Source organism: Tessaracoccus zhenghani (assembly GCF_055326325.1).
Window position 1 is genome coordinate 22,783 of sequence record NZ_JBUZNQ010000012.1, and the last position, 9,871, is coordinate 32,653.

General features: G+C 67.5%; 13 protein-coding genes. 12 read left to right on the top strand and 1 reads right to left on the bottom strand.

The window, feature by feature from the left end; translation table 11 throughout:
• Positions 1–85: 85 nt before the first annotated feature.
• The 10 genes from ACZK4S_RS14845 to eutJ all read left to right on the top strand — a co-directional run bounded on the left by ACZK4S_RS14845 (position 86) and on the right by eutJ (position 8,203).
• On the top strand, positions 86–1,918 hold the full coding sequence (locus ACZK4S_RS14845; protein ID WP_345045354.1) for a diol dehydratase reactivase subunit alpha: 1,833 nt from the start codon (positions 86–88) through the stop codon (positions 1,916–1,918).
• Entirely contained in the window at positions 1,915–2,289 is a 375-nt protein-coding gene (locus tag ACZK4S_RS14850) for a glycerol dehydratase reactivase beta/small subunit family protein (protein ID WP_459018354.1), read from the top strand. Before ACZK4S_RS14845 ends, ACZK4S_RS14850 begins: the two co-directional genes overlap by 4 nt.
• Positions 2,267–2,779 carry a BMC domain-containing protein gene (locus tag ACZK4S_RS14855; protein ID WP_425554621.1) on the top strand — a complete coding sequence of 171 codons (513 nt, stop codon included), beginning with the start codon at positions 2,267–2,269 and terminating at the stop codon, positions 2,777–2,779. Before ACZK4S_RS14850 ends, ACZK4S_RS14855 begins: the two co-directional genes overlap by 23 nt.
• Positions 2,776–3,045, top strand: a complete 270-nt coding sequence (locus ACZK4S_RS14860) for a BMC domain-containing protein (protein WP_345045348.1) — start codon at positions 2,776–2,778, stop codon at positions 3,043–3,045. Before ACZK4S_RS14855 ends, ACZK4S_RS14860 begins: the two co-directional genes overlap by 4 nt.
• 5 nt (positions 3,046–3,050) lie before the next feature.
• Complete coding sequence (gene pduL, locus ACZK4S_RS14865) at positions 3,051–3,704, top strand: phosphate propanoyltransferase (RefSeq protein WP_459018358.1); 654 nt, start codon at positions 3,051–3,053, stop codon at positions 3,702–3,704.
• Between the two features lie 8 nt (positions 3,705–3,712).
• Positions 3,713–4,456 carry a flavoprotein gene (locus ACZK4S_RS14870; RefSeq protein WP_459018359.1) on the top strand — a complete coding sequence of 248 codons (744 nt, stop codon included), beginning with the start codon at positions 3,713–3,715 and terminating at the stop codon, positions 4,454–4,456.
• Positions 4,457–4,458: 2 nt separating this feature from the next.
• The gene (locus tag ACZK4S_RS14875) at positions 4,459–4,728 is read left to right on the top strand and encodes a EutN/CcmL family microcompartment protein (protein ID WP_459018360.1); all 270 of its coding nucleotides are present in this window, start codon (positions 4,459–4,461) and stop codon (positions 4,726–4,728) included.
• 2 nt (positions 4,729–4,730) lie between these two features.
• Positions 4,731–5,753 carry a cob(I)yrinic acid a,c-diamide adenosyltransferase gene (locus ACZK4S_RS14880; protein ID WP_459018361.1) on the top strand — a complete coding sequence of 341 codons (1,023 nt, stop codon included), beginning with the start codon at positions 4,731–4,733 and terminating at the stop codon, positions 5,751–5,753.
• The gene (locus ACZK4S_RS14885; RefSeq protein WP_459018362.1) at positions 5,750–7,177 is read left to right on the top strand and encodes an aldehyde dehydrogenase family protein; all 1,428 of its coding nucleotides are present in this window, start codon (positions 5,750–5,752) and stop codon (positions 7,175–7,177) included. The genes ACZK4S_RS14880 and ACZK4S_RS14885 overlap by 4 nt, the downstream gene beginning before the upstream one ends.
• A 168-nt stretch (positions 7,178–7,345) precedes the next feature.
• Positions 7,346–8,203 (top strand): ethanolamine utilization protein EutJ, encoded by an 858-nt coding sequence (gene eutJ / locus ACZK4S_RS14890; RefSeq protein WP_459018364.1) that lies wholly within the window; start codon positions 7,346–7,348, stop codon positions 8,201–8,203.
• 152 nt (positions 8,204–8,355) lie between these two features.
• Here the strand turns inward: eutJ and ACZK4S_RS14895 are convergent, their stop codons facing one another.
• Complete coding sequence (locus ACZK4S_RS14895; RefSeq protein ID WP_459020448.1) at positions 8,356–8,556, bottom strand: IS3 family transposase; 201 nt, start codon at positions 8,554–8,556, stop codon at positions 8,356–8,358.
• A gap of 15 nt (positions 8,557–8,571) precedes the next feature.
• Here ACZK4S_RS14895 and ACZK4S_RS14900 point away from each other — a divergent pair, with 15 nt between their 5' ends.
• Positions 8,572–8,835 carry a hypothetical protein gene (locus ACZK4S_RS14900; RefSeq protein ID WP_459018365.1) on the top strand — a complete coding sequence of 88 codons (264 nt, stop codon included), beginning with the start codon at positions 8,572–8,574 and terminating at the stop codon, positions 8,833–8,835.
• Between the two features lie 132 nt (positions 8,836–8,967).
• Positions 8,968–9,871 (top strand): IS5 family transposase gene (locus tag ACZK4S_RS14905; RefSeq protein ID WP_463643408.1). Its coding sequence is split into 2 segments (ribosomal slippage): positions 8,968–9,290 and positions 9,289–9,871, totalling 906 coding nucleotides; the frame shifts between segments, so codons are not numbered across the junction.

Genomic DNA, 9,871 nt, shown 5'->3' on the forward strand with positions numbered 1-9,871 from the left:
TGACGGGCGTGGAGGCGGATACCCGCCGCCACGCCCGTCCTCCCAGGAACCAACCTGCCGCCGTGGCCGGGGAGGTTCCCCATTGATGACCGACCGCACCAGAGAGGAACCCGTGAAGCTGATCGCCGGGATCGACATCGGCAATGCGACCACTGAGGTCGCACTTGCCGAGGTTGACGGCGCGGACCTACGGTTCGTGGCCAGCGGCACCATCCCGACAACGGGCATCAAGGGCACCGATGCCAATCTGACCGGTATCTTTCACGCCCTGCAGGATGCGGTGAAGGCGGCCGGGCGCTCGCTCTCGGACCTTGAACTCGTCCGGATCAACGAGGCGGCCCCGGTGATCGGCGACGTCGCGATGGAGACGATCACCGAAACCATCATCACCGAGTCGACCATGATCGGACACAATCCGGCGACGCCGGGAGGGCTGGGGATCGGTGTGGGCGTAACCGTTCCCATCGACGAACTGTCCGCGGCGCCGCCGGGCTCGTGCATCGTCGTGGCCGGCCGGACCCACCCCTACGACGACATCGCCCGCCGGCTCAACGAGGCTACCGCCGAGGTGGCCGGTGCGATCCTGCAGTCCGACGACGGCGTCCTGGTCCACAACCGGCTCAACCGCAAGATCCCGATCGTCGATGAGGTGCACCTGATCGAGAAGGTCCCGCTGGGCATGCTCGCGGCCATCGAGGTCGCCGAGGCCGGACGAATCGTCGAGACCCTGGCGAACCCGTTCGGCATCGCGACCCTGTTCGGGCTGGACGCCGAGGACACCAAGCAGGTCGTGCCGCTCGCCCGCTCGCTGGTGGGCAATCGATCCGCGGTAGTGATCAAGACTCCCCAGGGGGACGTCCAGGAGCGGCGCATCCCGGCCGGCAAGCTGACCGTGCACGGCGCTGCGAGCCGGCTGGAAGTGGATGTCGAACGAGGCGCCGAGGAGATCATGTCGGCGGTTGGTCGGGTGCGCCAGGTCAACGACGTCACCGGCGAACCCGGCACCAACGTGGGCGGCATGATGGAGAAGGTGCGCGTCACCATGGCGCAGCTGACCAACCTTCAGCCGCGGGACGTGAATGTCACCGATCTGCTAGCGGTCGATACCCAGGTACCCCGGCGGGTGGCCGGCGGAATCGCCAACGAATTCTCGATGGAGGCTGCGGTCGGCATCGCGGTCATGGTCAAGACCGACCGGCTGCAGATGCAGCGGATCGCGGCCGGACTCGAAGCCAAGCTGGCTGTCGCGATCGAGGTGGGCGGGGTCGAGGCCGACATGGCCATCCGCGGTGCGCTGACCACGCCGGGCACCGCCGCGCCGATCGCGATCCTCGATATGGGAGCCGGTTCCACCGACGCTTCCGTGATGCGGGCCGACGGAACCGGTGAGTCGATCCACCTGGCCGGGGCCGGCAACATGGTGACGCTGATGATTCAGTCGGAGTTGGGCCTGGAGAACTTCGAACTCGCCGAGGATCTCAAACGCCACCCGCTGGCCAAGGTCGAGACGGTGTTCAACATCCGGCACGAAGACGGCACGGTGCAGTTCTTCGAGGAGCCGCTTCCGCCTGAGGTCTACGCGCGGGTGGTCATCCTCAAACCTGAGGGAATGGTGCCGCTCGATCTTGATCTGCCGGTGGAGACCATTCGTCAGGTGCGGATCCGGGCGAAGGAACGCGTCTTCGTCACCAACGCCATTCGTGCGCTCCGCCGGGTGAGCCCGACCGACAACGTACGCGACATCGACTTCGTCGTCTTGGTCGGTGGCTCGGCGCTCGATTTCGAGATCCCGCAGTTGGTCACCGCGGCACTGGCCGAGTACCGAGTCGTCGCCGGGCGCGCCAACGTGCGGGGCACCGAAGGTCCGCGTAACGCGGTCGCGACCGGGCTTGCTCTCAGTTGGCAGGAGCAGTCATGACCAAGCCGACGCCTCCGGCCATCGCACTGCACGTTCACCTGGACGTGCCCGAGACCGCGCTGACCGGTCTGCTGCTCGGCATGGAAGAGGAAGGAGTGCCCGCGGAGGTGACCCGCCGCGACGAACTCAACCCGCTCGCGCTCGCCCACGCTGCTTCCCTCGAGTCCAGGCTGGGAATCGGGGTCGGTGTCGCGCTCGACTACGCCGTGGTCACCACCGAGAAGCTCCCTGAAGGGCGGCCGTACATCGCGGAATGGCTGGGGGTCAGTGACCGCATCGTCGGATCCAACGCCGCTCGAATCGTCAAGCGCATCCCGCTGCGCGCCACCACCAGAGAAGGGAATCACCATGCAAGCCTTGGGGCTGATTGAGGTTGTGGGGCTGACCGCTGGCCTTGAGGCGGCCGACGTCGCGTGCAAGACCGCAGATGTGGAGTTGGTCGGCTACGAGCTGGCCAGGGGCAGCGGCTACGTCACCATCAAAGTGCTCGGCCAGGTCGGAGCGGTCAACGCCGCTGTCGCAGCCGCTGTCTCCGCGGCGGGACGACTCAACCAGGTGGTGAGTTCACTGGTCATCCCGCGGCCGGCCTCGGGAGTGGGGTCTCTGGTCCGGAATGCCGCGACGATCGGGTTCGACCCGGTCCCGGTGGTCGATACCCCGGAGGAAGCGGCGCCGCCGCCGGAGCCGGCAGCTCCGTCGGAGACAGCCACTCCGGCGGAGACTGCCCCTCCGCCCGACACCGAAGTTGAGGATGCCGCCGACACGCCGGATGTGGAGACGCCCCGCAGGGGCGCCGCACGAAGCGCTGCACCGAAGGCTGGCGCGCGACCGGCACCCACCCAGAAAGGAGACCAAGCATGAGCCAGGCGCTCGGCATTATCGAGACCAGGGGCTTCGTCGGCGCCGTTGAGGCTGCCGACGCCATGGCCAAGGCTGCGAATGTCAGCCTGATCGGGTCGGTCCGGATCGGCTCCGCGCTCGTCACGGTGCTGGTCCGCGGCGATGTCGGAGCGGTCAGGGCGGCCGTGGACGCGGGTGCCGCAGCGGCGGAACGGGTCGGTACCGTCGTGGCTCGCCACGTCATCCCGCGGCCGCACCGCGATGTCGAGAAGCTCCTGCCGAGGTGATGACCATGCCCGGGACACTTCTGATCGATGAGATCGTCGAGCGAGTTCTGCAGAGAATCGCCGAGGCGGACCCCGCCCAGACCATCGTCGGGATCTCCAACCGGCACGTCCACCTCGACGATGCCGACTTCCACACCCTCTTCGGCTACGCCAAGCCGACGGTGAAGAAGTACGTGCGCCAGCGCGGCGAGTTCGCCGCAGAGGAGACAGTAACCCTGCACGGACCCCGGGGCCACATGGACCGGGTTCGGGTGATGGGCCCGAACCGTCCGGCCACCCAGGTGGAACTCAGCCGTACCGACTGCTTCGCGCTCGGCGTGGCAGCACCGATGGCGCAGTCGGGGAATCTGGCCGAGGCCGGGCCGATCGAGATCGAGGGCCCGGTCGGCCGGGTGGTGAAGGCCCATGCGGCGATCGTCGCCGGCCGTCACATCCACATGGGCCCGGACGATGCCGCCAGGCTGGGCGTCAAGGACCAGGACCGGGTCAGCGTTGTCTTCGGCGGCGAGCGCGGCGGTCGGCTCGACCAGTTCCTGGTGCGAGTGAAGGAGAGCTTCCTGCTGGAGTTGCACCTCGACACCGACGAGGGAAATGCGATCGGCGCCCGGACGGGGGACTACGTGACGATCTGCGACGTGCCCCGGCGGACCTCACCGTAGGCGTGACAGTGGACGAGCGGGAACTGCGCGGGCTGATCCGCCAGATTGTGTCGGACATGCTGCAGCCGCGGCGCGGTCCGAACGCGCTGGTGCTGTTCAGCGGTGCCTCGCTCGGCTTCGAGGCGGCGTTGGGCTCCCTGGCGCGACTCGCTCCGGAGATGGGTCTCGACTGGATCCAGACCCCGGCCGCCGAGCACATCCTGGATCAGGACGCGATCGCCGCCTCGGGGATGACCCCGGCCAGCCAGTCGCTGGTGCAGGCGCATGACGTGCTGATTGTGCCCACCGCGACAGTCAACCTGCTGGCAAAGGTCGCCCACGGTGTCTGTGACTGTCTGGCGTCGAATGTGATGGCGGAGTTCATCATGAGCAACAAGCCGGTCGTGGTGGCCGTGAACGCGGCCTGCCCGGACAGCGCCGACAAGCGGGGCTGGTTCCCGGACATTCCCCCGGGCTACCGGGATCTGTTGCGGGGGAACCTGGAGCGGGTGCGGTCGTTCGGGGTCCGGTTGACCTCGGCCGAACAGCTGGATCGGGCAGTGCGGCGGCAGCTGACGAAGACAGCTTCGCTGCCCAGTGACGCCAAACAGGAGAATCCCGTAATCAGGTGCACCGAGCCGGTGGTACATGAAGCCCTGCTCCGCGCGGTCCCACCGGGCACCGTAGTGCGTCTCGCGCCGGCCGCGCTGATCACGCCGCTGGCTCGGGAGACCGCAGCCGCGCGAAGTATCGCCTTTGAGAGAGTGAGCTGACGATGTATCTGGCCAAGGTGATCGGCAATGTTGTCTCCACCAGCAAGGATGAACGGCTGGTGGGCTTCAAGCTCCTGCTGGTGAGGCGGCTGAACGAACTCCACGAGCTAGTCGGGGTGCCCGAGGTCTGCGTCGACACCGTCGGTGCCGGCAGTGGCGAGACGGTCATCGTCACGAAGGGATCCTCCGCCCGGTTCGCCGCGGACCGCCAGAGCAGCCCCATCGACTCCACGATCGTCGGGATCGTGGACACCGTAGAGATAGAGGCCTAGCCATGCCCGCGGTCTACACCCGCACCGGTGACAAGGGTGACACCGGCCTGTTCGGCGGTTCACGAGTGGCCAAGCAGAGCCTCCGCGTGGAGGCCTACGGCACCGTGGACGAGGCGAACGCCGCGCTCGGCGAAGCGAGGGCGGTGTTCGAGCCCGGTCGCTGGCGGAACCATCTGCATGCCATCCAGCTACGCCTGTTCGTGGTGGCCGCCGAACTGGCCTCCGACGCCCAGGGCGCGGGCCAGTTGGGCAACACGATCTCCGCCGCCGACGTCGCCGGCCTTGAGCGGCTCATCGACGAGTGTCTGGAGATCACCGGCCCGCAGCGGGCCTTCGTGGTGCCCGGACGCGACCCGCTGTCCGCCCGGCTTCACCTGGCGCGCACCATCGTGCGTCGTGCTGAGCGCCGCACCTTGACGTTGGCCGAGCAGGAGCCGGTGCGACCCGAGCTGGTGACCTACCTCAACCGGCTTTCGGACGCGGTCTATGCCTTGGCCCGGCTGGCCGAGACCTGGCACGATCGCGCCCGGGTCGAGCGGGCAGTCCGCGATGCCGTAGCCAAGCTGCTGCCTGGCGAGGCCCCGCCGGCGGGTGACCCGGAGCCGGCGACAGCCGGGCTCACGCTCGACCTGGCCCAGCGGCTTGCCGCCGCCGCCGAGCAGGCGGCCCAGGCTCGTGGGGTTCCGATGGTGATCGCCGTCGTCGACACTTCGGGGAACCTTGTCCTTCTCCACCGCATGCCCGGCTCGCTGCTGGCGAGCCTGGAACTCGCACCGAACAAGGCATGGACCGCGAATGCCTTCAAACAGAGCAGTGCGGCCGTCGGTGCGCTCGCCGCACAGGGTGGGCCGTTGCCGGGCCTTGCCAGTGGCAACTCGGGCCGGGTCGTCCTCTTCGGCGGCGGTGCGCCCCTGGTTACCCAGGGCGCGATCGTGGGCGCCCTGGGCATCTCCGGCGGCACCGTCGAAGAGGACATCGCCGTGATGAACGAAGCAATCAACAGCGTGATGGGAGTACAGGAATGACGATTGACACTGCTCAGCTCGTTGCAGTTATCCGAGAGGTGCTGGCCGAACACGACGGCGGGCCACTCCACGCCGCTGCGCCGTCCGCGCCGCGGCCCGGCGTCGAGGGCGACGGTGTGTTCGCCGACATGGACGGCGCTGTCAACGCTGCGGCGGCGGCTGCCCAGGCGTATCGCCGGTGCACGATGGCCGACCGGAGACGCTTCGTCTCTGCCATTCGCGAGGTCATGCTCAAGCCGGAGAACCTCGACTACATGTCGGTCCAGGCCGTGATCGAGACCGGAATGGGCAACGCCGAACATAAGTACCTGAAGAACAAGGCCGCCGCAGAGGGAACCCCCGGGGTCGAGGATCTGGAGACGACGGCATGGTCAGGCGACGAAGGCCTCACCACCGTGGAGTACTCCGCCTACGGCGTGATCGGCGCGATCACCCCGACCACCAACCCGACGGAGACGGTCACCTGCAACTCGATCGGCATGCTCGCGGCAGGCAACGCCGTGGTGTTCAGCCCCCATCCCCGGGCCAAGAACCTGACTCTGTGGCAGGTCCGGCAGTTGAATCAGGCGCTGCGCGCCGCCGGTGCGCCGGAGAACCTGATCGTCACCGTCTCCGAACCGTCGATCGAGAACACGAACAAGATGATCGCCCACCCGGGCGTGAAGATGCTGGTGGCAACCGGTGGACCGGGGATCGTGAAGACGGTGCTCAGTTCCGGCAAGAAGGCGATCGGCGCGGGCGCCGGCAATCCGCCGGTCGTGGTCGACGCCACCGCCGACATCGGGTACGCGGCCAAGTGCATCGTCGATGGTGCGAGCTTCGACAACAACGTGCCGTGTACCGCCGAGAAGGAGATCGTGGCCGTCGACGCGGTGGCTGACCTGCTCAAGTTCGAGATGGTCAAGCGAGGTGCCTATGAGGCCTCTGCCGAGGAGGTGCGCCGTATTGAGGCGCTCGTCCTGAACCAGAAGCGAACCGGTCCGGACACCGACTGGGTGGGAAAGCCCGCGGCCGAGATCCTCCGCGCCATCGGCGTCGAGCCGCCGGCAGGCGTGCGGTTGATCGTGTGCGAGGTGGACGCCAGTCACCCGTTCGTGGTCCACGAACTAATGATGCCGGTGATTGGGCTGGTCCGGGTGCCAGATGTGGACGCGGCCATCGCGCTCGCTGTCGAGTTGGAGCACGGCTACCGGCACACCGCGGTCATGCATTCGAGGGACGTCAAGGCCCTCACCCGGATGGGACGAGAGATACAGACCACGATCTTCGTGAAGAACGGACCCTCGTTCAACGGCCTCGGTATCGGCGGCGAGGGCTTCCCGACCTTCACCATCGCAGGCCCGACCGGCGAGGGACTGACCCGGACCCGCAACTTCGCAAGGGTGCGCCGGTGCGTCCTGATCGGAGACCTCAACGTGCGCTGATGCGCCGCGGGCGCGGGATCGCCTCGGACGCCGGATGCCGGGCTCTCTGCGGTGCGATCGGTCAGCGGGCGCGTTCCGATCGGGAAGGGGCTCCGCCAGAGTGCCCGGCATCCGGTTACGGGTGGCCGAACGAAGGGTCAGGTGAGGAGTCAAGGAGTGTCGGTGAGTATGGAGTCGTCAATCCCTGTGGCCAGCGAGCCGGAAGCGGCCATTCGTCGCTTCGCGGAGCTGACCCGCACTGGGGCGGTTGATGAGCCGCGCGGCGAACCCAGGCTGGGCATCGACCTCGGCACCGCGAACATCGTGGCGTCCGTCGTTGACCAACTCGACCGCCCGGTTACCGGAGCCTGGCTCCACTCCACCGTCGTCCGGGACGGCGTCGTGGTGGACTGGGTTGGTGCGACCAGTGCGGTCAGGAGCCTCGCCGCAGAGGTCGAGCATCGGCTGGGCTTTCGGTTCACGAGGGCATCGCTATCGATCCCACCGGGCATCAGCCAGGGCGATATCCAGGTCTTCCGCAATGTTGCGGAGGCTGCCGACCTCGACGTCGAGTGTGTCGTGGACGAGCCGGTGGCGGCTGCCCGGGCGCTCGGGATCACCGACGGCTGTGTGATCGACATCGGCCACGGCACCACTGGGGTGTCCATCCTGGCCGGAGGCGAGGTGGTCCGCTCAATGGACGAGGCCACCGGTGGCCACCACATGACCCTCGTCGTCGCCGGCCGCCGCAAGATCGACTACGACGCGGCTGAGGCGGTGAAGAAGGATGCCGCGGAGTACGACGGTGTGCTCAGCCTGATTCGGCCGACCCTGCAGAAGATGGCGTCGATCGCGGCGTCTGTGCTGGGTGGACAGGACGTCCCGGTGGTCTATCTGGTCGGCGGCTCGAGTTCTTTCCCCCACGCTGCAGAGGTGTTTACCGCCTGGCTGGACCTGCCGGTGATCCGGCCGGCTGAGCCGCTCTTCGTCACCCCTCTCGGCATTCCCATGCGTGGACCCGCGGGTACACGTCAGCGAGCAGGCTAGGAGGTTGCTAGACCTGATTGCAGGAGCTTTGGGCCGCCGCCGGCCACCGTCAGCCTGCCCGGCCGCTCCGCTGGTCGATGCGTTGGCACACGAGGATCTGACGCTCCTTGAGTCGGTTCTGATGAATCGCCCCGGGTTTCGTGGAGGCTCGGTTAGTTGGTTCCGGCCTCGGTGAGGACCTGGTTCTTACGGTAGTGCTGGATCGTGGTTGTTGCCCAGTGGTGGGTCTCGTACTCGGCGGGTGGGACGAGTCCGATTTCGCCGTGGAGGCGTCGGTGGTTGTACCAGTCGACGTACTCGGCGACGGCGATCTCGACGTCGACGACCGACTTCCAGCCGCCGGTGGGTCGCATCACGGGGTTGCGGCGGTGACGCCCGATCAGTACACGTTCCTGCTCAACATGGCTCAGATCATCGCGACCATCTGGCTGGTTCTCGCTTTCACCACAATCCCGCGGCGTCGCGCCTACAGACCGGACGTCACCGACTGGTTGGTGGCGACGCTGCATGTTCTTGTTTTCGGTGCCGCAGCTTTTGCGGAGATTGAGATCGTAACGGTCTTGACGGCGTTCGTGGGGGGAACCGAGATCCCTCGTGATATCGCCCAGTTCGTCGTGGAGGTGTCCTCTTAGGTAGTGACGCTGGAAGTCATCGTGGTGATGCTCGCATTCATGTTTCCCCGGTTGGCTAGGGCGTGTCTCCCATATGTTGAGTGAGGCTCGCGGCAGTCTGGTCGGGTGAGGTCGACGGGTTCGCGGTATCGGGTGTTCACGGATGAGCAGTGGGAGCGGATCGAGCCGCTGCTTCCCTCGAATGAGGGGCGCCGCGGTCACCCGTTCGGCGACAACCGTCGGGTCGTGGAGGGGATCGCGTACCGGTTCCGCACGGGGATCCCGTGGCGTGATCTGCCTCGCGACGAGTTCGGTCCGTGGCAGACGGTATGGAAGCGGCACCGTCGTTACGCCGGCGACGGCACCTGGGATCGGGTGCTGACGCGGATCCTCGCTGAGGCGGATGCGGCGGGGAAGATCGACTGGGCGGTGTCGGTGGACGCGACGATCGCGCGTGCGCATCAGCACGCGACGAACACGACCCGCCCGGAGCAGGACACAGGGGGCAGGATCGAATTACAGGAATCTGCCCTGGCAGGAGGTTGAACCGCCGGGGCACGGTATCGGCCGCTCCCGCGGCGGACTGACGACGAAGATCCACCAGGCCGTCGACGGCCACGGGCGGCCGTTGGCGATGATCGTCACCGGCGGTCAGCGCAACGATGGCGCGATGCTTGCCGAGGTGCTCGCGCAGATCCACGTCCCGCGGGCGGGCGCGGGACGCCCGCGCACCCGCCCTGATGCGGTGATCGCAGACCGTGCCTACGCGACCGGCGTGATCCGCAGCGAGCTGCGCCGCCGCGGGATCAAGGCCGTCATTCCCGACAAGCGCGATCAGGCCGCCGCACGGAAACGGCGCGGCAGCAACGGCGGCAGACCGCCCGGGCTCGACGCCGACGCCTACAGGGGCCGCAACGTCGTCGAGCGATTCTTCGCTCTCGCCAAGCAGTGGCGCGGCATCGCGACCCGGTACGACAAACTCGCCATCACCTACCGCGCCGGCGTCACCCTCAGCGCCATCCTGACCTGGCAACGGCTATTGGGAGACACGTCCTAG